22 protein-coding genes and 1 tRNA gene are annotated in these 23,668 nt (G+C 54.7%); 17 read left to right on the top strand and 6 right to left on the bottom strand.

The features are described 5' to 3' along the window. Positions 1–3: 3 nt before the first annotated feature. Positions 4–2,448, bottom strand: a complete 2,445-nt coding sequence (fadE, locus tag IM273_RS03330) for an acyl-CoA dehydrogenase FadE (RefSeq protein WP_193050758.1) — start codon at positions 2,446–2,448, stop codon at positions 4–6. 239 nt (positions 2,449–2,687) lie between these two features. Here fadE and lpcA point away from each other — a divergent pair, with 239 nt between their 5' ends. Both lpcA and IM273_RS03320 read left to right on the top strand, forming a co-directional pair. Next, the gene (lpcA, locus tag IM273_RS03325; protein ID WP_003863232.1) at positions 2,688–3,266 is read left to right on the top strand and encodes a D-sedoheptulose 7-phosphate isomerase; all 579 of its coding nucleotides are present in this window, start codon (positions 2,688–2,690) and stop codon (positions 3,264–3,266) included. Between the two features lie 48 nt (positions 3,267–3,314). Continuing rightward, positions 3,315–4,082, top strand: coding sequence for a class II glutamine amidotransferase (locus IM273_RS03320; protein ID WP_028012073.1), 768 nt, complete (start codon positions 3,315–3,317; stop codon positions 4,080–4,082). Here the strand turns inward: IM273_RS03320 and dpaA are convergent. Continuing rightward, complete coding sequence (gene dpaA, locus IM273_RS03315) at positions 4,053–4,793, bottom strand: peptidoglycan meso-diaminopimelic acid protein amidase (protein ID WP_028012074.1); 741 nt, start codon at positions 4,791–4,793, stop codon at positions 4,053–4,055. The genes IM273_RS03320 and dpaA overlap by 30 nt on opposite strands. Positions 4,794–5,091: 298 nt before the next feature. Here dpaA and IM273_RS03310 point away from each other — a divergent pair, with 298 nt between their 5' ends. From IM273_RS03310 to nqrM, 7 genes are read left to right on the top strand one after another with little or no spacing between them, the layout of a single operon-like run. Then, positions 5,092–6,435, top strand: a complete 1,344-nt coding sequence (locus tag IM273_RS03310) for a Na(+)-translocating NADH-quinone reductase subunit A (RefSeq protein WP_193050757.1) — start codon at positions 5,092–5,094, stop codon at positions 6,433–6,435. A gap of 2 nt (positions 6,436–6,437) precedes the next feature. Further along, entirely contained in the window at positions 6,438–7,673 is a 1,236-nt protein-coding gene (locus IM273_RS03305) for an NADH:ubiquinone reductase (Na(+)-transporting) subunit B (RefSeq protein ID WP_193050756.1), read from the top strand. Continuing rightward, on the top strand, positions 7,666–8,460 hold the full coding sequence (locus IM273_RS03300; protein WP_059357367.1) for a Na(+)-translocating NADH-quinone reductase subunit C: 795 nt from the start codon (positions 7,666–7,668) through the stop codon (positions 8,458–8,460). The genes IM273_RS03305 and IM273_RS03300 overlap by 8 nt, the downstream gene beginning before the upstream one ends. Further along, positions 8,453–9,091 carry an NADH:ubiquinone reductase (Na(+)-transporting) subunit D gene (locus tag IM273_RS03295; RefSeq protein WP_028012078.1) on the top strand — a complete coding sequence of 213 codons (639 nt, stop codon included), beginning with the start codon at positions 8,453–8,455 and terminating at the stop codon, positions 9,089–9,091. The genes IM273_RS03300 and IM273_RS03295 overlap by 8 nt, the downstream gene beginning before the upstream one ends. 6 nt (positions 9,092–9,097) lie before the next feature. After that, a complete protein-coding gene (gene nqrE / locus IM273_RS03290; protein WP_003863217.1) occupies positions 9,098–9,694 on the top strand; it encodes an NADH:ubiquinone reductase (Na(+)-transporting) subunit E in 597 nt (198 codons plus the stop codon). Between the two features lie 10 nt (positions 9,695–9,704). Continuing rightward, positions 9,705–10,928: an NADH:ubiquinone reductase (Na(+)-transporting) subunit F gene (gene nqrF, locus IM273_RS03285; protein WP_193050755.1), complete on the top strand. Its 1,224-nt coding sequence runs from the start codon at positions 9,705–9,707 to the stop codon at positions 10,926–10,928. A gap of 2 nt (positions 10,929–10,930) precedes the next feature. Then, positions 10,931–11,131 (top strand): (Na+)-NQR maturation NqrM, encoded by a 201-nt coding sequence (nqrM, locus tag IM273_RS03280; protein ID WP_041911135.1) that lies wholly within the window; start codon positions 10,931–10,933, stop codon positions 11,129–11,131. Between the two features lie 30 nt (positions 11,132–11,161). Here the strand turns inward: nqrM and IM273_RS03275 are convergent, their stop codons facing one another. Beyond that, positions 11,162–12,025 (bottom strand): glycerophosphodiester phosphodiesterase family protein, encoded by an 864-nt coding sequence (locus IM273_RS03275; RefSeq protein WP_193050754.1) that lies wholly within the window; start codon positions 12,023–12,025, stop codon positions 11,162–11,164. 158 nt (positions 12,026–12,183) lie between these two features. Here IM273_RS03275 and dinB point away from each other — a divergent pair, with 158 nt between their 5' ends. Further along, complete coding sequence (gene dinB, locus IM273_RS03270) at positions 12,184–13,242, top strand: DNA polymerase IV (protein ID WP_193050753.1); 1,059 nt, start codon at positions 12,184–12,186, stop codon at positions 13,240–13,242. A gap of 55 nt (positions 13,243–13,297) precedes the next feature. Here dinB and pepD read toward each other — a convergent pair whose 3' ends face one another. Beyond that, the gene (pepD, locus tag IM273_RS03265; protein WP_088205254.1) at positions 13,298–14,755 is read right to left on the bottom strand and encodes a cytosol nonspecific dipeptidase; all 1,458 of its coding nucleotides are present in this window, start codon (positions 14,753–14,755) and stop codon (positions 13,298–13,300) included. Positions 14,756–15,015: 260 nt separating this feature from the next. On the opposite strand from pepD, the gene gpt reads away from it, so the two are divergent. From gpt to crl, 3 genes are all read left to right on the top strand, one after another. Then, positions 15,016–15,474 (top strand): xanthine phosphoribosyltransferase, encoded by a 459-nt coding sequence (gpt, locus tag IM273_RS03260; protein ID WP_003863205.1) that lies wholly within the window; start codon positions 15,016–15,018, stop codon positions 15,472–15,474. Between the two features lie 104 nt (positions 15,475–15,578). Continuing rightward, a complete protein-coding gene (gene frsA, locus IM273_RS03255; protein ID WP_028012084.1) occupies positions 15,579–16,823 on the top strand; it encodes an esterase FrsA in 1,245 nt (414 codons plus the stop codon). A gap of 57 nt (positions 16,824–16,880) precedes the next feature. Beyond that, the gene (gene crl / locus IM273_RS03250; RefSeq protein ID WP_045259792.1) at positions 16,881–17,282 is read left to right on the top strand and encodes a sigma factor-binding protein Crl; all 402 of its coding nucleotides are present in this window, start codon (positions 16,881–16,883) and stop codon (positions 17,280–17,282) included. Positions 17,283–17,350: 68 nt separating this feature from the next. Here crl and phoE read toward each other — a convergent pair whose 3' ends face one another. After that, positions 17,351–18,403 carry a phosphoporin PhoE gene (gene phoE, locus IM273_RS03245; protein ID WP_193050752.1) on the bottom strand — a complete coding sequence of 351 codons (1,053 nt, stop codon included), beginning with the start codon at positions 18,401–18,403 and terminating at the stop codon, positions 17,351–17,353. A 305-nt stretch (positions 18,404–18,708) separates the two neighbouring features. Between phoE and proB the strand changes: the two genes are divergently transcribed. The 4 genes from proB (at position 18,709) to IM273_RS03225 (ending at position 22,198) form a co-directional block, all read left to right on the top strand. Next, entirely contained in the window at positions 18,709–19,812 is a 1,104-nt protein-coding gene (proB, locus tag IM273_RS03240) for a glutamate 5-kinase (protein WP_193050750.1), read from the top strand. 11 nt (positions 19,813–19,823) lie between these two features. Beyond that, complete coding sequence (gene proA, locus IM273_RS03235) at positions 19,824–21,077, top strand: glutamate-5-semialdehyde dehydrogenase (RefSeq protein WP_059357359.1); 1,254 nt, start codon at positions 19,824–19,826, stop codon at positions 21,075–21,077. Positions 21,078–21,188: 111 nt separating this feature from the next. Then, positions 21,189–21,261 (top strand) — tRNA-Thr (locus tag IM273_RS03230). A gap of 622 nt (positions 21,262–21,883) precedes the next feature. Beyond that, positions 21,884–22,198, top strand: a complete 315-nt coding sequence (locus IM273_RS03225) for a hypothetical protein (RefSeq protein ID WP_015673660.1) — start codon at positions 21,884–21,886, stop codon at positions 22,196–22,198. On the opposite strand, the gene IM273_RS03220 is transcribed toward IM273_RS03225, so the two are convergent. After that, positions 22,195–23,001, bottom strand: coding sequence for a DUF4225 domain-containing protein (locus tag IM273_RS03220; RefSeq protein WP_023306876.1), 807 nt, complete (start codon positions 22,999–23,001; stop codon positions 22,195–22,197). The genes IM273_RS03225 and IM273_RS03220 overlap by 4 nt on opposite strands. Positions 23,002–23,668: the final 667 nt, after the last annotated feature.

The following is a 23,668-nucleotide window of genomic DNA, read 5'->3' as shown; positions in this document are numbered from 1 at the left end:
GGGTTATGCCGCTTCAGGTTTGCGATGCTTCTCCGGCAGCTTTACCGGCTGCGTCGCCAGCTCTTCCGGTTCGAAATCATCCACGTTAATACTGCGCAGACGGCTTTCTTCGGCTTTCACCAGCAGCGCAGCTTCGTCGTTATTGATAATGCCACCGGCCAGCGCCTGTTTCGCCAGTTCGTCCAGACGGGTAAACGGCAGGTTTTTACCCAGCTGTTTGCAGATTTTCTGGTGAATCGGGTCGGCGGCCATCACGTCCTGCAGCGCCTCTTCCAGCAGGCCCACCGGGTTATGCGGCGTTGGCGCCAGATACTGCCCGCGGCCAATGCGGGAGCGGGTTGCGCTCGGAACCTGCAGGATCTTCGCCACTTTGTGGTCCAGCTTGTCTGACGGCGCCAGATGATGACGACCGGTCGGGAAGATCACCACGCGCAGGGCACCTGCCACGAAGCGGTTCGGGAAGTTCGCCAGCAGGTCGTCAATCGCCTGTTCCGCCTGATACATCGCATCCTGCACGCCCCAGTGCACCAGCGGCAGATCCGCTTCCTGACGGCCTTCGTCGTCGTAGCGTTTCAGCACCGCAGAGGCCAGGAAGATCTGGCTCAGCACGTCGCCCAGACGGGCGGAGATACGCTCGCGACGCTTCAGGCTACCGCCCAGCACCGCCATGGAAACATCAGACAGCAGAGCCAGGTTGGCGCTCAGACGGTTCAGATGCTGGTAGTAACGTTTGGTCGCATCGCCGGTTGGCGTCGCGCTGGTCAGGCCGCGCGTCAGGCCCAGCCAGAAGCTCCGCACCTTGTTGCTGCCCACGTGACCGATATGTTTGAACAGCAGCTTGTCGAAGGCGTCCACGTCGTTATTCTGCGCAGCGGCCATCTCTTCCAGCACGTACGGATGGCAGCGAATCGCCCCCTGGCCGAAGATCATCATGCTGCGGGTCAGGATGTTGGCCCCTTCCACGGTGATGGCAATCGGTGCGCCCTGATAGCCGCGCGCCAGGAAGTTGCCTTCGCCGAGCATAATGCCTTTACCGCCCGCAATATCCATCGCGTCAATGATCGACTGCTGCGCGCGGTGGGTACAGTGGTACTTCACAATCGCGGACAGCACGGCCGGTTTTTCGCCCAGCATGATGCCGTAGGTAATCAGGGATGCAGCGGCGTCCATTACGTAAGCGTTGCCCGCGATGCGCGCCAGCGGCTCTTCGATACCTTCCATCTTGCCGATGGAGATTTTGAACTGACGGCGAATGTGGGCATAAGCGCCAATTCCCATCGCGACGGACTTCAGGCCGCCGGTTGAGTTCGACGGCAGGGTAATACCGCGACCCACCGACAGACATTCCACCAGCATGCGCCAGCCCTGACCGGCCATTTTCGGGCCGCCGATGATGTAGTCAATCGGCACGAAGATATCCTGGCCGCGGGTCGGGCCGTTCTGGAACGGCACGTTCAGCGGGAAGTGACGACGGCCAATTTCCACACCCGGCGTCGAGGTTGGGATCAGCGCACAGGTAATGCCCAGATCTTCTTCACCGCCCAGCAGTTTTTCCGGGTCGGAGAGCTTAAAGGCCAGGCCGAGCACGGTGGCGATAGGCGCCAGGGTGATATAGCGTTTGTTCCAGGTCAGGCGCATGCCCAGCACCTGCTGGCCCTGCCACTCGCCCATACAGACCACGCCGGTATCCGGGATTGCGCCTGCATCGGAGCCTGCTTCCGGGCTGGTCAGCGCGAAGCACGGGATTTCCTGACCGCGCGCCAGTCGCGGCAGATAGTGATCTTTCTGCTCTTCCGTACCATAGTGCTGCAGCAGTTCGCCCGGGCCTAAGGAGTTCGGTACGCCGACGGTAATCGCCAGGATCCCGGAGACGCCTGCCAGCTTTTGCAGCACGCGAGCCTGCGCGTAAGCGGAGAACTCAAGACCGCCGTACTCTTTCTTGATGATCATCGCGAAGAAGCGATGCTCTTTCAGGTACGCCCACAGCTCCGGCGGCAGGTCGGCCATTTCGTGGGTGATAGCAAAGTCGTTCGCCATGCGGCACGCTTCTTCCACCGGGCCGTCAATAAAGGCCTGTTCTTCGGCGGTCAGGCGCGGCTGCGGATAGTTGTGCAGCTTTTTCCAGTCCGGGTTACCCTGGAACAGGTCGCCTTCCCACCAGGTGGTGCCCGCATCAATCGCTTCTTTCTCGGTGCGCGACATCGGCGGCATCACTTTGCGGAAGCCTTTAAATACTGGCGCGGAGATCATCGACTTACGCATCGGGGCCAGGTTAAACGGCAGCAGAATGATGGCAAGAGGGACCAAAATCCAGATATTCCAGAGACCTGCGACGCCAAGCGCAGCCGTCCAGGCCAGAAGAATCAGGCTGCTCAGGAATAAACTGACGCGGTGATAGAACAACACACCGAGCAGTACAACGGTTGTGAGAATGCTCAAAATCATCATAAAGAAAAGCTCCCTTGCTTGTAGGAGGTCTGACCACTTGTGATGATATGGTTGTAGTTGATGTGAATTCCTTTAGCAATGTGTTTACAAAATAATTACAACCTGGTTCACATTGTTCGCGTTTTCGCCGGCACAAAAAATCAAAACGCCGGACGATTCGCATGGCTTTAGCTTCTCGCTTTTCCCGCTATCCGGTACACTCCACTGTGTTATTTCATCAATACTGAAGGATTATCCTCATGTACCAGGATCTTATTCGTAACGAACTGAACGAAGCGGCGGAAACGCTGGCGAACTTTCTGAAAGATGATGCCAATATTCACGCTATTCAGCGCGCGGCGGTCCTGCTGGCCGACAGTTTTAAGGCCGGTGGCAAAGTGCTCTCCTGCGGTAACGGCGGTTCCCACTGTGACGCCATGCACTTCGCCGAAGAGCTGACCGGACGCTATCGCGAAAACCGTCCGGGCTACCCGGCGATTGCGATTTCCGACGTGAGCCACATCTCCTGCGTAGGCAACGACTTCGGTTACGACCACATCTTTTCCCGCTACGTTGAGGCAGTAGGCCGTGAAGGCGACGTGCTGCTGGGTATCTCTACCTCCGGTAACTCCGCGAACGTGATCAAAGCGATCGCCGCCGCGCGTGAAAAAGGGATGAAGGTCATCACCCTGACCGGGAAAGATGGCGGTAAGATGGACGGTACGGCGGATATCGAAATTCGCGTTCCGCACTTCGGCTATGCTGATCGCGTTCAGGAAATTCACATCAAAGTGATCCACATCCTGATCCAGCTGATCGAAAAAGAGATGGTTAAGTAAGACTTCGCTGGGGGGCGCCGGTGCCCCCCGCTGTTGTGGAGGTGATGTATGTGCGAACTGCTCGGGATGAGCGCCAATGTGCCAACCGATATCTGCTTTAGCTTCACCGGGCTGGTTCAGCGCGGTGGGGGAACCGGGCCGCATAAAGACGGCTGGGGCATCACCTTCTACGAAGGCAAAGGGTGTCGCACGTTCAAAGATCCACAGCCCAGCTTTAACTCACCGATTGCCAAACTGGTGCAGGACTATCCCATTAAATCCTGTTCAGTGATCGCGCATATTCGCCAGGCAAACCGCGGCGAAGTTGCGCTGGAAAATACCCATCCCTTTACCCGCGAGCTGTGGGGCCGTAACTGGACCTACGCGCACAACGGGCAGCTTACGGGCTATAAATCTCTGGAAACGGGCAACTTCCGTCCGGTGGGCGAAACGGACAGCGAGAAGGCCTTCTGCTGGCTGCTGCATAAGCTGACGGAACGTTATCCGCGCACGCCCGGCAATATGGCCGCCGTATTCAAATACATCGCGACGCTGGCAGCTGAATTGCGTGAAAAAGGCGTGTTTAACATGCTGTTGTCTGACGGGCGCTACGTGATGGCGTTCTGCTCGACGAATCTCTTCTGGATCACGCGCCGTGCGCCGTTTGGCGTTGCTACGCTGCTCGATCAGGATGTGGAGATAGATTTTCAGAAAGAGACCACACCGAACGATGTGGTCACCGTTATTGCAACGCAGCCGCTGACGGGCAACGAAACCTGGCAAAAGATTATGCCAGGCGAGTGGGTGCTATTTTGTCTCGGGGACCGTGTAATTTGACGCCAGCTGCGGGTGGACGACTTCGTGGCTCAGCGGTTTGCTGACCACGTAACGGCCATCAACGATAGAGACTACCGGCGGCTTGTGGGTCTGCTCAAAGTAGTCATAACCCGGCTTGAGCTGTTTCCAGAAATCGGCGTAGTAAGAGTACTTATGGCGCGCCATATTGGCATCGGTCATGCGGAACGGATAGATGCTGACCTGAACGTTAGGCTGCCCAAAGACCAGTGCGCCGGTTACGAACTGGAAAATCTCATCAATGCCGGAGTCGGTCATCGCGTAGCAGCCGACAGACACGCAGGCACCGTGGATCATCAGGTATTTCCCTTCATAACCGTGAGCACGGTCATAGGCATTCGGGAAACCGATGTTGATGGCTTTATAGAAGCGGCTATCCGGCTTTAACTGGTTACGCTGAACGTTGTAAAAACCTTCCGGGCTTTTGAAATCGCCCTGACGCTGTTTCGGGCCCAGCCCGCCGGAATAGTTACAAATTTTGTAGCTATCAAGCAGCTGATATGTTTCGCCCATTTTTACAAACAGTTCGAGCGTGCGCTCTTCCTTGAAGATTTGAATATAAACCGGGGATCCCATTAACTGCTGTTTATATTCTTTGCTGATCGGCGTGGTGGAGCTGTTGCTGCTGAGCAGCCCGGCAAACGACATGCACGGAATCAGAAGCATCGCAATGAACAATGCGATTTTACGCATACTACAAATTCCTTGATAAAACCTGGACTAACTTGCCAGGACGGCAAAAGAGACCCGAAATCAGATTATTCTGTTAGGTGCGCTCACATTAGCACCGCTATAGATTTTCGCAAGAGCCGGGCGGTGAGTTTACAAATTAGTTTTACTTTATAAACCATCAAAAACGCGCTGGCTCCAGGAACTTTGCGTAATAGCTCGCATTTTGGCGCGCCCGACCGTGGATCCCCTGCCCGAGAGAAGGGGAAAATGTTACACTTTGCGCCCACTGGATTGTTGTTTATGGAAACCTGCTAACCACATGTTTAAAATAAAAAAAGGACTTAATTTGCCGATTGCAGGCGTGCCTGAGCAGCACGTCTCGTGTGGCGCAAGCGTCCGTCATGTCGCAATTTTAGGTGACGATTATCTGGGAATGCGTCCTTCAATGCTGGTGCAGGAGGGCGATCGCGTGATCAAAGGGCAGGCGCTCTTTGAAGACAAAAAAAATCCCGGCGTCATGTTCACGGCCCCCGCCAGCGGCACCGTGGTAGCAATCAACCGCGGCGAGCGTCGCGTGCTGCAGTCGGTGGTAATCCGCATTGAAGGCGATGAACAGCGTGAGTTTGCTCGTTATGATGCGGCAGACCTCGCGACGCTTAGCCGCGAAGATGTGCAGGCTCAGCTGCTCGCGTCCGGCCTGTGGACGGCGCTGCGTACGCGTCCTTTCAGCAAATCACCCGTTCCTGATACCGCCCCGGCTGCCATTTTCGTGACGGCCATCGACACCAACCCGCTCAGCGCAGACCCGCAGCCCATTATCCTGGCGCAGCGTAAAGCCTTTGATGCCGGGCTGACCGTTCTGACTCGCCTGACGCCCGGAAAAGTGCACGTTTGCCAGGCCAGCGGCGGCAAGCTTGGCGGCCATCCGCAGGGACAGGTTACGTTTAATGAATTTTCCGGCCCGCATCCGGCGGGTCTGGTCGGGACCCATATCCACTTCCTTGAGCCGGTGAGCCTCAAAAAACAGGTCTGGCACCTTAATTATCAGGATGTCATTGCCATCGGTAAGCTCTTTACGACGGGTGAACTCTGCGCTGAACGGATTATCGCTATCGGCGGGCCGCAGGCCGCAAACCCGCGTCTGGTTAAGACGCTTCTGGGTGCAGACATTAATGAACTGCTGGTAGGGGAAACGAAAGAGGGTGAAAACCGCCTCATTTCCGGTTCGGTACTCAGCGGCCGCCGCGCTGTCAATGCGCACGCGTACCTGGGACGTTTCCATCTTCAGGTGAGCGTCGTTGTGGAAGGGCGTGAGAAAGAGCTGTTCGGCTGGGTTCTGCCTGGCGCAGAAAAATACTCTGTCACCCGCACCACGCTTGGCCACTTCCTGCGTCATAAGCTCTTTAACTTCTCTACCAGCACAAACGGCGGCGAGCGCGCGATGGTTCCGATTGGCAACTACGAACGTGTAATGCCGCTGGATATTCTGCCTACCGTGCTGCTGCGCGATCTTCTGGCAGGCGATACCGACGGCGCGCAGGCGCTCGGTTGTCTGGAACTGGATGAAGAAGATCTGGCGCTCTGTACCTATGTGTGTCCGGGTAAATACGAATATGGACCCGTATTGCGCGAGGTGTTAACCCGCATTGAGCAGGAAGGATAACCATGGGATTAAAACACCTCTTTGAAAAAATTGAGCCGCACTTTACCGAAGGGAAGCTCAAAAAGTACTACCCGCTGTATGAAGCGACGACGACTATTTTCTACACTCCGGGTCTGGTGACGAAAGGGGCAGCGCACGTTCGCGATGCCATCGATCTGAAACGCATGATGATTCTGGTGTGGTTTGCGGTTTTCCCGGCCATGTTCTGGGGCATGTACAACGTTGGTCTGCAAACCATTCCGGCGCTGCATCATATGCACGACGCTCAGCAGCTGGCGCAGGTGATCCAGTCTGACTGGCACTATCGTCTGGCGCAGTCGCTGGGCGTCAGCTTTGCGGCTGATGCAGGCTGGGTCAGCATGATGACGCTGGGGGCCGTCTTCTTCCTGCCGATCTACATGACCGTCTTTATCGTGGGCGGCTTCTGGGAAGTGCTGTTCGCCATCATCCGCAAACACGAGATCAACGAAGGCTTCTTCGTGACCTCCATTCTGTTTGCGCTGATTGTTCCGCCCACGCTACCGCTCTGGCAGGCGGCGATGGGGATCAGCTTTGGCGTGGTGATTGCCAAAGAGATTTTCGGCGGCACCGGTCGTAACTTCCTCAACCCGGCGCTGGCGGGGCGTGCGTTCCTGTTCTTTGCTTACCCGGCGCAGATTTCGGGCGACCTGGTGTGGACGGCTGCGGACGGTTTCTCCGGCGCGACGCCGCTTTCTCAGTGGGCGGCAGGTGGCGGCGAAACGCTGGTCAACAATGCTACCGGCCAGCCCGTGACCTGGTTTGACGCGTTTCTTGGCAACATTCCGGGCTCCATTGGCGAAGTATCTACCCTGATGATTTTGATCGGCGGGGCCATCATCCTCTTTGGCCGCGTGGCGTCCTGGCGCATCGTCGCGGGCGTTATGCTCGGCATGGTGCTTACCGCCACGCTGTTCAACCTCATTGGTTCAGACACGAACCCGATGTTCTCCATGCCGTGGTACTGGCACCTGGTGCTGGGAGGCTTTGCGTTTGGCATGATGTTCATGGCCACCGATCCCGTCTCGGCTTCCTTTACCGACAGGGGGAAATGGTGTTACGGCGCGCTCATTGGCGTGATGTGTGTACTTATTCGCGTGGTCAACCCGGCCTATCCGGAAGGGATGATGTTGGCCATTCTGTTTGCCAACCTGTTTGCGCCGCTGTTCGACTACCTGGTCGTGCGCGCCAACATTAAGCGGAGGAAGGCGCGTGGCTGAGGTTAAAAATAACGACAGCATCAGCAAAACGCTGCTGGTGGTTTTGGTGCTGTGTCTGGTCTGTTCCATCGTGGTTGCCGGTTCCGCCGTAGGGTTGAAACCGCTGCAGCAGGAACAGCGCGCGCTGGATAAACAGCGCAACATCCTGGCCGTGGCCGGGCTGATGCAGGAAGGCATGACGAAGGACGACGTCGCCGACGTGTTTGCTGAACGCATTACCGCACGGCTGGTGGATTTAAAAACCGGCGAGCTGATGGATAAAGACCCGGCGAAATATAACCAGGCGCTGGCATTAAAGGATCCGCAGATGAGCACCGTGCTTGAGGCCTCGCAGGATCCGGCTGGCATTAAGCGCCGCAGCAATGTCGCGGAAATTTACCTCGTCCGTGACGAGCAGAAGCGCATACAGGAAATCGTGTTGCCCATCTACGGCAACGGCTTATGGTCAATGATGTATGCGTTTGTGGCACTGGATACCGATGGCCGCACGGTCAAAGGTATAACTTATTACGATCAGGGCGAAACGCCGGGGCTGGGTGGCGAAGTGGAAAACCCTAACTGGCGTGCGCAGTTTATCGGTAAAAAAGTGCTCAATGATAACGGTCAGCCTGCGCTGAAGGTGGTGAAAGGAGGCGCGCGTCCTGGGGATGAATTCGCCGTTGACGGTCTTTCCGGCGCCACACTCACCTCTAACGGGGTGCAGCACAGTTTTGATTTCTGGATGGGTGAACTGGGCTTTGGTCCCTTCCTGAAGAACGTACGTGAAGGAGCGCTGAACAATGGCTGATACGGGTGAACTGAAAGAAGTTAAAAAAGTGCTGATTGGCCCACTTTTAGCCAATAACCCGATAACCCTGCAGGTGCTGGGTGTGTGCTCGGCTCTGGCGGTAACGACCAAGCTGGAAACGGCGGTGGTGATGACGCTGGCGGTAACGCTGGTGACGGCGTTTTCCAGCATGTTTATCTCGATGATCCGCCACCACATCCCCAACAGCGTGAGGATCATCGTGCAGATGGCGATCATCGCCTCGCTGGTGATCGTGGTCGATCAGCTGCTGCGCGCTTTTGCCTACGAAACCTCGAAGCAGCTTTCGGTGTTTGTCGGCCTGATTATCACCAACTGCATCGTGATGGGGCGCGCTGAAGCCTACGCCATGAAAATGCCGCCGCTGGCGAGCTTTATGGACGGTATCGGCAACGGCCTGGGCTACGGCGTGATCCTCCTGACGGTCGGTTTCCTGCGCGAGCTGATTGGCAGCGGCAAGCTGTTTGGCGTTCAGGTGCTGGATACGGTACAGAACGGCGGCTGGTATCTGCCGAACGGCCTGTTCCTGCTGGCCCCAAGCGCGTTTTTCATTATCGGTTTGCTGATCTGGCTGATTCGTACGCTGAAGCCTGAGCAGCAGGAAAAGGAGTAACCGACAATGGCTCATTACCTGAGTTTATTTGTGCGCGCGGTGTTTGTTGAAAACATGGCGCTCGCTTTCTTCCTGGGCATGTGTACGTTCCTTGCCGTTTCTAAAAAGGTCTCGACGGCATTTGGCCTGGGCGTGGCGGTCACCGTTGTGCTGGGGCTTTCGGTTCCGATTAACAACCTGGTGTTCAACTTCGTGCTGCGGGACGGCGCGCTGGTGGAAGGCGTCGATCTTAGCTTCCTGAACTTCATCACCTTCATCGGGGTGATTGCGGCGCTGGTACAAATCCTGGAGATGATCCTCGATAAGTATTTCCCGTCGCTGTACAACGCTCTGGGGATCTTCCTGCCGCTGATCGCGGTGAACTGCGCCATCTTCGGTGGCGTCTCGTTTATGGTTCAGCGCGATTACAACTTCAGTGAATCGGTGGTGTACGGCTTCGGTTCCGGTATCGGCTGGATGCTGGCGATTGTCACTATGGCGGGGATCCGTGAAAAAATGAAATATGCCAACGTGCCTGCGGGGCTGCGTGGCTTAGGGATCACCTTTATCACCACCGGCCTGATGGCGTTGGGCTTTATGTCCTTCTCCGGTGTGCAGCTATAAGGGCTAACAGATGGAAATTATTCTTGGCGTGGTGATGTTCACGCTGATAGTACTGGTGCTGTCAGGGCTGATTCTGGCGGCGCGCGCAAAGCTGGTTAATTCCGGGGATGTGATCATTGATATCAATGACGATCCGCAGAACCAGATCCGCACTCCGGCAGGGGACAAGCTGCTTAATACGCTCTCGGGCAACGGGATTTTTGTCTCGTCAGCCTGCGGTGGAGGCGGCTCATGCGGGCAGTGTCGTGTGACGGTGAAAGAGGGGGGCGGTGATATTCTGCCTACTGAACTGTCGCATATTACGAAGCGTGAAGCGAAAGAGGGGTGCCGCCTGGCGTGCCAGGTCGCGGTGCGTCAGAACATGAAGATTGAGCTGCCGGAAGAGATTTTCGGCGTGAAAAAATGGGAGTGCGAGGTTATCTCGAACGATAACAAAGCCACGTTCATTAAAGAGCTCAAGCTGCGTGTCCCTGAAGGGGAGAGCGTCCCGTTCCGTGCAGGTGGGTATATCCAGATTGAGTGTCCGGCGCACACCGTGGCCTATGCGGACTTCGACGTGCCCGATGAGTACCGGGCCGACTGGGATAAATTTAATCTCTTCCGCTTTGTTTCCGAGGTAAAAGAACCCGCGCTGCGCGCCTATTCCATGGCTAACTACCCGGAAGAGAAGGGCATTATCATGCTCAACGTGCGTATCGCCACGCCGCCGCCAAACGTGCCTGACGCGCCGCCGGGCGTGATGTCGTCGTATATCTGGTCCCTTAAGCCAGGCGACAAGGTGACGATCTCCGGTCCGTTCGGCGAGTTTTTTGCTAAAGATACCGACGCCGAAATGGTCTTTATCGGCGGCGGTGCGGGTATGGCCCCTATGCGCTCGCACATCTTTGACCAGCTCAAGCGTCTCGGCAGCAAGCGTAAAATCAGCTTCTGGTACGGTGCGCGCTCGCTGCGCGAAATGTTCTACGACGATGAGTTTGAACAGCTGGCGCGTGAGAATCCGAACTTTACCTTCCACGTGGCGCTCTCCGATCCGCAGCCGGAAGATAACTGGACGGGCTATACGGGATTCATTCACAACGTGCTGTATGAAAACTACCTCAAACAGCACCCGGCACCGGAAGACTGCGAGTTCTATATGTGTGGTCCGCCAATGATGAACGCCGCCGTGATCAAGATGCTCAAAGATCTCGGCGTGGAAAATGAAAACATCCTCCTTGATGATTTCGGAGGCTGATTATGTTGACCTTTCTGGCAACCTTTGCGGTGTTTTTGCTGGTGGTGTTCGGTATGTCTTTAGGCTGGATCATCAAGCGTAAAAGCATTCAGGGCAGCTGTGGAGGTATCTCTTCCATCGGAATGGAAAAGGTGTGCGACTGCCCGGAGCCCTGTGATGCCCGTAAAAAACGGATGGCCCGGGATCAGCAGAGGATCATCTAGGAAAAGGCCGCTTCGTGCGGCCTTTATCATTTATTTTGCCCAGCTTTTGGCTTTGGCTGGTGAGTCTACAAGAACCCCTTCGGCACCCAGTGTTTTCGCCTTCTGGTAATCCTCTTCAGAGTTCACGCCGATAAAAATCAGATGGGCATTGCCCTGAGAGCGGAAGCAGTCAACGGCCTCTTTGTCCCACGTTAATGTTGCAGGAGAGACACCTTCGCCTAAGGTGAATTTCTCGACCACTTCTACTTTTCGGTTTAACTCAAGCCCATACCAGTAATCGTCCATTTTTTGTGAAGGAGGCAGACATTCATGGCTCAACGAAATCGTGGCCAGACGCGTGCGGGTTTCGCTGCGCGTGACAAAGCGGGGGATTTCGACAGGCAATGCTTCCATATAGCGATCTTCGGTTGAATAAACGCGAACGCGATTCAGGCTGTTGGTCTCTTTCAATACGTTAAGCAGCGCGTTGCCCATGGTCGCCGGATCGGCATCCGGCGATTTGATGTCAATGAAAAAACGCGTATTTGGCCAGGCGCTCAGCACCGACTTCAGCGTCGGTATCGGGGAATTAAGCAGGTTTTCCGGCAGGCCCTTATCTTTCCACTTCACGCTGGCATCCGCCTTTGCCAGTTCTTCAGCGGTATACTGCGACACCTTTCCCTGCAAATTGGTTAACGCTTTCAGATCGGCAGGTCGATAGAGAACCGGTACGCCATCCCGACTGAGCTGCACGGTAATCCAGACGATATCTGCTTTGTTTTCGAGGGCGAGCTTAATGGCTGGCAGGGTATTTTCAGGTGCATCCGCAGTCCCGCCCCGGTGGGCAACGATCGCAGGGCTAGCAGATGCAGCACTCGCCAGAAACAGTAACGAAATCGGGAGAATTTTCTTCATGAATAATTACGCTCCATTGATTACATAAGTGTATGTATATAAAGGTTTTATTACGAATGTTTGTAACACGTTTATATGACAACCGTGAGTAAGGAAAATAGCTGACGCATTTTTTGCCTTTTGTTATACTGTATATAAATACATGTGTGGTATGACCGATGCGCAAAATAATCCATGTCGATATGGACTGCTTTTTTGCCGCAGTGGAGATGCGTGACAACCCGGCGCTGCGGGATATTCCCATCGCCATTGGCGGCAGCCGCGTTCAGCGCGGTGTGATCAGCACCGCCAACTATCCTGCACGCAAATTTGGCGTGCGCAGCGCCATGCCGACGGCGATGGCGCTGAAACTGTGTCCGCACCTTACTCTTTTGCCCGGGCGCTTTGACGCCTATAAAGAAGCCTCAAACCATATACGCGAAATCTTCTCCCGCTACACCTCACTGATTGAACCGCTTTCGCTGGACGAAGCCTATCTGGACGTCACCGACAGCCTGCACTGTCACGGCTCCGCTACCCTGATGGCGCAGGAGATCCGCCAGACCATTTTCAACGAGCTGAATCTCACCGCGTCGGCAGGCGTCGCGCCGGTAAAATTTCTCGCCAAAATTGCTTCCGATTTAAATAAACCCAACGGTCAGTACGTCATCACCCCTGAAGAAGTCCCGGCGTTTTTAAAAACGCTGCCGCTTGGCAAAATCCCCGGCGTAGGCAAAGTCTCCGCCGCGAAGCTGGAAAGTATGGGGTTACGCACCTGCGAAGACGTGCAGCGAAGCGACCTGGCTATGCTGCTCAAGCGCTTTGGGAAGTTTGGCCGCGTGCTGTGGGAGCGCAGTCAGGGCATTGACGACCGCGATGTAAACAACGAACGGCTTCGTAAATCGGTCGGGGTTGAGCGCACGCTGAGCGAAGACATCCATGACTGGTCGGAATGCGAAACCATTATTACGGAACAGCTCTATCCGGAGCTGGAGCGACGCCTGATCAAAGTAAAGCCTGATTTACTCATTGCCCGACAGGGCATCAAGCTGAAATTTAACGACTTTCAGCAGACGACGCAGGAGCACATCTGGCCGCGCCTGAACAAAGAAGATCTTATCGCAACGGCGAAAAAGGCGTGGGAAGAACGACGAGGCGGACGAGGGGTGAGGCTGGTGGGACTGCACGTCACGCTGCTGGATCCGCAGCTGGAGCGTCAGCTGGTTTTGGGATTGTAGATTGCACTCATCGTAGGCCCGGCAAGCGTAGCGCCGCCGGGCAACAGACGACAAATTACTTCGCAGGGATCGCCTTCAGCAGTTCCGTCAACAGCGTCCAGTAATGGCCGACGCTTTCAATATGAACCTGCTCATCCGGCGAGTGTGGACCGGTAATGGTTGGCCCGATGGAAACCATGTCCATGTCCGGATACGGCTTCTTAAACAGACCACATTCCAGACCCGCGTGGATCACCTGGATGTTCGGGGTGCTGTTGAACAGACGCTGATAAGTTTCACGCACCAGCGCCATCACCGGAGAGCTTGCATCCGGCTGCCAGCCAGGGTAGCTGCCTTTGGCGGAGGTTTTCGCGCCCGCCAGCGCACCCAGAGATTCCAGCATGCTTACTACATACTCTTTACCGCTGTCGATCAGGGAGCGGATCAGGCAGATAATTTCCGCACTGTCGTCGCTCATGGTCACCACGCCCACGTTCAGAGAGGTTTCCACCACGCCTTTCGCCACGTCAGAGTTGCGAATCACGCCGTTTGGCGTCGCGTTCAGCAGCTGAACGAAGCTGTCGCGAGACTGCGCGGTCAGGGCGGCTTTATCCGTAGACACGGATTCCAGCACCACGGTCAGGTTCTTCTCTTTCGCCGACAGTTCGTTTTTCAGGATATCCAGGTAGACGCTGGAGAGTTTTTTCAGCTCGTCCGCTTTCGCCGCTGGCACCGCCACGGTGGCAAAGGCTTCGCGTGGGATCGCGTTGCGCAGGGTGCCGCCGTTGAAGTCCACCAGACGCAGGTCCAGCTCGGCCGCGTGGCCCGCCAGGAAGCGCGCCAGCAGTTTGTTGGCGTTACCCAGGCCCAGGTGAATATCACCGCCGGAGTGGCCGCCTTTCAGCCCTTTCAGCGTCAGCTTGAAGGTCTGGTAGCCAGCAGGGATCGCTTCGCGTGACAGCGGCAGGGTAGAGATGAAATCAATCCCGCCCGCGCAGCCCATGTAGATCTCGCCTTCTTCTTCGGAGTCGGTGTTGATCAGGATATCTGCCTGCAGCCAGTTCGCCTGCAGACCGAACGCGCCGTCCATGCCCGCTTCTTCGGTCATGGTCAGCAGCACTTCCAGCGGACCGTGTTCAACGCTGTCGTCAGCCAGCACCGCCAGCGCAGAGGCCATACCGATGCCGTTGTCCGCGCCCAGGGTGGTGCCGCGCGCTTTTACCCAGTCGCCGTCGATGTACGGCTGGATTGGGTCTTTAGTGAAGTCGTGAACGGTGTCGTTGTTTTTCTGTGGCACCATGTCCAGGTGCGCCTGCAGTACAACCGGTTTACGGTTTTCCATGCCTGCGGTAGCCGGTTTGCGGATCAGAATGTTGCCAACCTGGTCGCGCTCTGCGTGCAGACCTTTTTCCTTCGCCCAACCCATAATATGTTCGGCAAGCTGTTCTTCATGGTAGGAAGGGTGTGGAATGGAGCAAATTTTGGCAAAAATATCCCACAGCGGCTGCGGAGATAATTGAGACAGTTCAGACACGATAAGTCTCCTTGTCGAGGCGCTGCAAACAGGGTTGCAGGCCACAGGGTTAGCAGGTTAATAGTTACCACAAGACAGGCTTGCGAGATGCAACTGAGAATACCACTTTCTCTGCTGGCTGGTAGCATAAAGCATGTAAAAACTCAGGCAGGGAGCGCTAAACACTGGTTTTTAGTGCGCCAGAACTCTATAATCTCGCGCAACCTATTTCCCCCTCGAACACTTTTTAAGCCGTATAAAAACAGGCTGGGACACTTCACATGAGCGAAAAATACGTCGTCACCTGGGACATGTTGCAGATTCACGCACGCAAACTGGCTGCGCGTCTGATGCCTTCCGAACAGTGGAAAGGCATTATTGCCGTCAGCCGTGGCGGTCTGGTACCGGGGGCGCTGCTGGCACGTGAGCTGGGTATTCGTCATGTCGATACCGTCTGCATCTCCAGCTATGACCATGATAACCAGCGTGAGCTGAAAGTGCTGAAACGCGCTGAAGGCGACGGTGAAGGCTTCATCGTTATCGACGATCTGGTGGATACCGGCGGTACAGCGGTCGCAATTCGCGAAATGTACCCGAAAGCGCACTTCGTCACTATCTTTGCGAAGCCTGCTGGCCGTCCGCTGGTTGACGATTACGTCATTGATATCCCGCAGGATACCTGGATTGAACAGCCATGGGATATGGGCGTGGTCTTCGTGCCGCCTATCTCAGGCCGTTAATACCAGTACGTAACTTTACACTCCCGGCTATGCCGGGCGTTGTTCTTTTTGGCCTGCCACGCGTTACAATGGGCACTATATGACGTATCCATGGAGGCAACGCAATGACGCAGGCAAATCTCACCGAGACGCTTTTCAAACCCCGTTTCAAACACCCTGAAACGTCGACGCTGGTCCGTCGGTTTAATCCGGGAACCATGCCTGCCGTCCAGTCCGCGTTAGACGGTAAAAACGTGCCCCACTGGTATCGCATGATTAACCGCCTGATGTGGATCTGGCGCGGTATCGATCCCCGTGAAATCCTCGACGTGCAGGCGCGTATCGTAATGAGCGAGTCGGAGCGTACCGACAGCGAGCTCTACGACACGGTGGTGGGCTACCGGGGCGGGAACTGGATCTACGAATGGTCTAAACAGGCGATGCTCTGGCAGCAAAAAGCCAGCCAGGAAGAGGATGCCACGCGAAGCGGCAAGCACTGGCTGCATGCGGCCAACCTCTACGCCATCGCCGCCTATCCGCATTTGAAAGGGGATGAGCTGGCCGAGCAGGCTCAGGCGCTGGCGAATCGTGCCTATGAGGAAGCTGCTCAACGCCTGCCGGGTCAGATGCGCGAGCTTGAGTTCGCCGTTCCGGGCGGTGCGCCCGTCACCGGGTTCCTGCACATGCCTGAAGGCGACGGCCCGTTCCCGACCGTGCTAATGTGCGGCGGGCTGGACTCTCTGCAAATCGACTATTACAGCCTGTATGAGCGCTACTTCGCACCAAAAGGGATCGCGATGCTGACGCTCGATATGCCTTCTATTGGATTCTCATCGAAGTGGAAGTTAACGCAGGATTCGAGCCTGCTGCACCAGCATGCGCTTAAAGCGCTGGAAAATGTTCCGTGGGTTGACCACACCCGCGTCGCGGCGTTCGGCTTCCGTTTTGGTGCCAACGTTGCGGTGCGTCTGGCTTACCTTGAATCTTCACGTCTGAAGGCCGTCGCCTGCCTGGGCCCGGTGGTTCACGCCCTGCTCAGCGATCCTGCCCGTCAGGGCAGCGTGCCGGAGATGTATCTGGACGTCCTTGCCAGTCGACTTGGCATGCATGATGCCTCAGACGAAGCGCTGCGCGTTGAGCTCAATCGCTACTCGTTAAAAACGCAAGGGTTGCTGGGACGCCGCTGCCCGACGCCGATGCTGTCCGGTTTCTGGAAAAACGATCCGTTCAGCCCGGAGGAAGAGTCACGCTTAATCACTTCGTCATCTGCGGATGGCAAATTGCTTGAGGTGCCGTTCAGTCCGGTGTATCAGAATTTTGACAAAGCCTTGAAAGAGATCACGCGCTGGATCGCCCAGAGAGTGTGTTAATAGATTGCTAAATTTCGCTGGTTTGGTAAAACAGTGGCTTCACAAAAGGAGATCGCAATGACGTTACCGAGTGGACACCCGAAAAGTAGGCTGATTAAGAAATTTATGGCTCTCGGCCCGTATATTCGAGAAGAGCAGTGTGAAGAGAATCGCTTTTTTTTCGACTGCCTGGCTGTATGCGTCAACGTGAAGCCTGCACCCGAAAAACGTGAATTCTGGGGCTGGTGGATGGAAATGGAAGCAGAGGAGAAACGTTTTACGTATAGCTACCAGTTTGGCCTGTTTAACAAAGACGGCAACTGGCAGGCCACCACCATTAAAGATCAGGAAGTGATTGACCGCCTGGAATACACCCTGAAAGAGTTCCACGACAAAGCGAGCGCACTGCTGGCGAGCCTGGATCTCAAGTTCGAGCCAGCGGATAACTTTTCCAGCGAAGCGGTGAAGCTCACTGCCTGATAGCGTCACAGCGCCACAGGGCAAAAAAATCCCGGCTTATATGCCGGGATTTTCTTATTCGGATAATCTTAGAACTGGTAGGTCATACCCAGGGCAACGATATCATCGCTGCTTACGCCCAGTTTATTATCGTCGTCAATCTGGTTGATTTTATAATCAACAAACGCGGACATGTTTTTGTTGAAGTAATACGTGGCACCCACGTCAATATATTTCACGATATCTTCGTCGCCAATGCCTTCGATATCTTTACCTTTGGACTGTACATAACCCACGGATGGGCGCAGACCAAAGTCAAACTGATATTGTGCAACCACTTCGAAGTTTTGCGCTTTATTTGCAAAACCACCGGAGATAGGGGCCATATTGCGGGTTTCAGAATAAATAGTGGCCAGGTAAATATCGTTCGCGTCGTATTTCAGACCGGTTGCCCAGCCCTCGGCTTTTTTACCTTCACCGCGCGCCTGCAGGTTCTGCGCGTTGGTGCGATCGGAGCTGGCATAAGCACCAATGACGGAGAAATCGCTGCCGCCGAAGTCATAGGCCAGAGACGTACCAAAGCCGTCACCGTTCTGCTTTTTCACGTCGCGGTTTTCGTTTTTGCCCTGGTACTGCAGGGTCATATCAAGACCGTCTACCATGCCAAAGAAGTCGGTATTGCGGTAGGTGGCCAGTCCGGAGGCACGTTTCGTCATGAAGTTGTCGGTCTGTGCCAGGCCGTCACCGCCGAACTCAGGGAACATATCGGTGTATGCCGCGACGTCATAAAGCGCGCCCAGGTTACGACCGTAATCCAGTGAACCAAAGTCTTTCAGTTTAATACCGGCGAACGCCAGACGTGTTTTCTGCGAGGAGTCGCTTTCAGGTTTGTTACCTGCGAATTCAGCTTCCCAACGGCCGTAGCCCGTCAGCTGATCGTTAATCTGGGTTTCGCCTTTAAAACCGAAACGAACGTAAGTCTGGTCACCATCTTTGGTGTCATCATCACTGATATAGTGCATAGCTTTCACTTTGCCGTACACGTCCAGTTTATTACCGTTTTTATTATAAACTTCTGCTGCGTGAACAGATGCGGATGCCACCACGCCCATAACCACTAATGCCAGAGTGCTCTTTTTCATTTTCGATCCTGTCTTATAAACGCGCTTTAAAAATTCGCTGGACGATAAGCTGATGCTTAAGTCCCGTGAAAAAACAGGAAGGGTTTTATCGTTCTGGAATGAAACTTTTATGACAAACTAAGAATAATTTTAAAAAACTGTGATTTATTATTACGGTAATAAATTTGTCAAATTCTGCCGCTACGCTTCCTGATCCCGCGCAACAAAGTGCCTGGTGATGCACTAAGGCAGTTGGCAACCGGGCTGACTCCTGTTAAAACGTTCGTTCGACATTACTTTCCCTTATCGTTGAACGGCAGAGAATCATGAGTGACAGCCAGACGCTGGTGGTAAAACTCGGTACCAGTGTGTTAACAGGCGGATCGCGCCGCCTAAATCGCGCCCACATTGTTGAGCTTGTACGCCAGTGCGCTCAGCTGCATGCCGCAGGGCACCGTATTGTGATTGTGACCTCCGGGGCGATTGCCGCCGGGCGTGAACACCTGGGTTATCCCGAACTCCCCGCGACGATCGCCTCTAAACAGCTGCTGGCCGCCGTGGGACAAAGCCGACTCATTCAACTCTGGGAACAGCTGTTCTCTATCTACGGTATTCACGTCGGGCAGATGCTGCTGACGCGTGCGGATATGGAAGACCGGGAGCGCTTCCTGAACGCCCGCGATACCCTGCGCGCGCTGCTGGACAACTATATTGTTCCCGTTATCAACGAAAACGATGCCGTTGCCACCGCTGAAATAAAAGTGGGCGATAACGATAACCTCTCTGCGCTGGCCGCCATTCTGGCCGGGGCCGATAAACTCCTGCTTCTGACCGATCAGCAGGGGCTGTTCACCGCCGACCCGCGCTCCAACCCGGAAGCCGAGCTGATTACCGATGTTCATGGTATCGACGATGCGCTGCGCGCCATCGCCGGTGACAGCGTGTCCGGCCTCGGAACGGGCGGGATGGGGACCAAGCTGCAGGCCGCCGACGTGGCGTGCCGCGCCGGTATCGACACCATCATTGCCGCGGGCAGCCGCCCTGGCGTGATTGGCGACGTGATGGAAGGCATTTCCGTCGGCACCCGCTTCCACGCCCAGGAATCCCCGCTGGAGAACCGCAAGCGCTGGATCTTTGGCGCGCCGCCTGCCGGTGAACTCACCGTTGATGAAGGGGCAACTGCGGCGATTCTGGAACGAGGGAGTTCATTGCTTCCTAAAGGAATTAAAAGCGTGACAGGCAACTTCTCCCGTGGTGAAGTGATCCGCATCCGTAACCTGGAAGGTCGCGACATCGCGCATGGCGTAAGCCGCTATAACAGCGATGCCCTGCGCCGCATTGCGGGCCACCACTCGCAGCAGATCGACGCTATTCTGGGCTATGAATATGGCCCGGTTGCCGTGCATCGCGATGACATGATTATTCGTTAAGGAGCCAGAACATGCTGGAACAAATGGGCGCAGCCGCGAAGGCCGCTTCTTACAAACTGGCGCTCCTTTCCAGCCGCGAGAAAAACCGCGTGCTGGAAAAAATCGCTGATTATCTGGAAGCACAGTCTCAGGACATTTTGCTTGCCAACGAGCAGGATCTGCTGGAAGCGCGTCGAAACGGCCTGAGCGAAGCGATGCTCGACCGCCTGGCGCTGAACCCGGCGCGTCTTAAAAGTATCGCCGACGATGTCCGTCAGGTTTGTAACCTGGCCGACCCGGTAGGACAGGTGATTGACGGTGGGCTGCTCGACAGCGGTTTGCGTCTGGAGCGTCGCCGCGTGCCGCTCGGCGTCATCGGCGTGATTTATGAAGCCCGTCCAAACGTGACGGTTGACGTCGCTTCCCTGTGCCTGAAAACCGGTAATGCCGCCATTTTGCGCGGTGGGAAAGAGACCTGGCGCACCAACGCCGCGACGGTGAAAGTCATCCAGCAGGCGCTGGAAGAGTGCGGTTTGCCGGCGGGTGCCGTGCAGGCGATTGAGAGCCCTGACCGCGCGCTGGTCAACGAGATGCTGCGCATGGACAAATACATCGACATGCTGATCCCACGCGGTGGCGCGGGCCTGCACAAGCTGTGCCGCGAGCAGTCGACCATTCCGGTCATCACGGGCGGCATCGGCGTATGCCATATCGTGGTGGACGACAGCGCCGAAATTGAGCCAGCGCTGAAGATTATCGTCAACGCCAAAACCCAGCGCCCAAGCACCTGTAACACCGTAGAAACGCTGCTGGTGCATCAGGGGATTGCGAGCGCCTTCCTGCCAGCCCTGAGCAAACAGATGGCGGAGAGCGGGGTGACGCTGCACGCTGATACCAATGCCCTCGCGCTGCTCCAGGGTGGCCCGGCTAGCGTGGTTCCCGTAAAAGCGGAGCAGTACGACGACGAGTTCCTGTCGCTGGATCTGAACGTGAAGGTGGTTGCGGATCTCGACGACGCTATTGCGCACATTCGTGAACACGGCACGCAGCATTCTGACGCGATCCTGACGCGTACGCTGCGCAATGCCGATCGCTTTGTGAATGAAGTGGATTCCTCTGCGGTATATGTGAACGCCTCCACCCGTTTCACGGACGGCGGCCAGTTCGGACTTGGCGCAGAAGTGGCGGTCAGCACGCAGAAACTGCACGCGCGTGGTCCGATGGGCCTTGAAGCGCTGACCACCTATAAGTGGATCGGCTTCGGTGACGATACGATTCGTGCCTAAATAGTTACGGGTGATGCAAAAATAGCCGTTTGAATCAAAAGGGCATTGACGCATCACCCGGTTAGATCTAACCTTTTGCTCCGTGGTTACACTCGTAACCGGCCTCTCAGGGCCGATATAGCTCAGTTGGTAGAGCAGCGCATTCGTAATGCGAAGGTCGTAGGTTCGACTCCTATTATCGGCACTCACACAATAAAATCCTTTAAAAACAATAACTTAAGGCGATTATCGCTCTCAAGATACAATCTTTTTTTAAGGGATTCTATGACCAACAGTTGCCGCTATGGTTAACAGTGGCTACTCAGGGATGTTAGCACGTAGCGGCCTGTAGTTGTAAAGCTCGAACAGGCACAAAGCGTGAACAGTCCCCACGAACCGCTATCAACTCGAAGCTGATGACGCTGCCAACGTCTCTAAATCCTCCCGAAACAGATTGAACACACGTATTTAAGCCCGATGTGCGGCCTTGTGGCTGCGTAAACAGGTGAATAGTGGTAATGCTCCGGTAGCTACAGATCCGGCTCTGCCAGCGCTTCGCTCACGCTCCGAAAGGTACATGAGCACCCTGATAAGGTGTGATTCCTCTGACAATCTGATTTGGTCACTGGTGACTTTCGCAAAGCGAAACCAACTAGGTTGGCCAGATGAAATCGCTACGCTCCGCTTGTCTTCTTACCACTAACGGGGCTTTATGGCTTCTATTGTCTGAAATCTGCTACATTGCACAAACATCATATGGATTACTGTAAAGTTCATCATTATGATTATGTGTGCCATTGCCAGTTAAGAAATGCGGAGAGGACAATATGGATGTTACTGATGAGGCTTTGTTGAGTTCTGGCTTTACACCATCGGATTTGAAGAAGATAAAGAACAACGTTGAAAGCTATGGTGGAACGTTGGGGAATGCAATCAGGGACCTGGCCAGGCGATTTATTCTAGCCGTGTGGGTTGTATCCGGTTGCCTTGCTGTATTCATTTTTCTTGTGATGTTCGCATCTGAGCAGAGTGTTTTCTCTGGTGCTATTGGCCTTTCTTGTGGCGCAGCGGTTGCAATTTTTATACAACCGCCTGTACTTGCTTATAAATCCTGGCGATTCTGTAGAGCGAACAAATCTTAATTAGTACTGTTATCAGTAGCCAGAAGATCAAAAATGACTTTCGCTTTGACACCATATCCAGCGATTTTCATCGTTAGCTTAGGCTTGCTCATTGTGTCAACTTTTCGGTAGTAATCACGCGGCAGCCAACGGAATAATCGCCAAGCTCCGGGTTTCCTTGCTAAGCCGAAGATACTATAGACACTCGCCCCTAGAGTCACCGTATTATAAAGAGCTAATCCACTTTTTGGGCTAAACCCCATAAATTGTGCGGTCTCCATTGCGCCATCAGCAAAAATCCCTTCCGATTTGGATTGTTCACCATAGCGAAGATGGCTTGCTTCTTTTGTTATACCGTTAATACCATCAACAAATAAAACTGCTCCTGCAAGAACTCCAACAGGGGTCATAGTGGACATCATAACCATCCCACCAAATAATGCTGCTCCAGATACCACTATATGGATTGCCGAAATAACATATCCGACAATTTTATTGTTTTCCCTGACAAACTCGACCTTTGCATAAAGTTGGGCGGCTCTGGTTCTTAACAGGCGTTCTTGTTCTTGCAGATTATCTGTTTCGGCACGCAGATTTTTGATGCATGCAATGCATTCTTCATCGGTTTTGGCCCGTCGTGCAGTTTCAAATTCTTTCTCTACGACCTGCCTTATCTCTTCGACAAACTTGATACGTGTTATCCCATCTTGCAAATAGAATGCTGATAGCCGATTTGCAGTTTCGACGAGTTTCCGGGCTTCCAGATTTACCATGGTATCTGACCATGTTCTGTTCCAGCCCCTGTTGAGCAGCGCAATATCCATTAAAGACTCCTTCCCAAAATGTGTCTGGTCATTTTACGTGCAATAAGGTCGAAGATAACAGGAAATACTTTCACAACCCGCCCCCGTGGGTGTCCCGTTGTTTTATCCTTCCAGTTTACATTCTCCTGCTGAAAATATCCCCGCCTCTGTTGGACCGCTGCTAGGCCGTCAGCCCAGGCCCTCGGTGAAAAGCGCTTTTCTTCGCCAAATTGGCTTTTTTGGTCAGGTATTGCTTTTCGGCGCGTTGGCGTGAAGCGGGGTATACAACAGCGATTTGATCAACAGAAGGATAGCATTCGGGAGGATTTGAGGTGAGTTTACTTGTTCAAGGATTTTGGATGAGTTTGTCTGGTCACCCCACAACTCCAGGTTTCAGGCCTTTGATCCTGCCAGAGCATTAAACGCCATAAAAGCATATTTTTCTATTCACCAGCAGATACAAAGCCACTACGGCGACGTTACCACAACGGGTAGAAGGTCTACCCTCACCTGGCGAAATTCTCCCGTCCTGGCGGTCATAGATGCATATCTTTTTCCACACCAGCGCATGAAGTCCCATCAATCCCTTCTACGCTTCACCAGAAGCCCTCAGCGGCGATTTCTAGCACCAGATATAACTGGCGTACCAATAATCCATGACTTCCCACAGCGCGATAAAGGATTCACC

This window comes from Enterobacter cloacae complex sp. P13B, from assembly GCF_014895915.1.
Taxonomy (GTDB): domain Bacteria; phylum Pseudomonadota; class Gammaproteobacteria; order Enterobacterales; family Enterobacteriaceae; genus Enterobacter; species Enterobacter bugandensis.
This window is presented reverse-complemented; position numbering and strand designations above follow the sequence as displayed.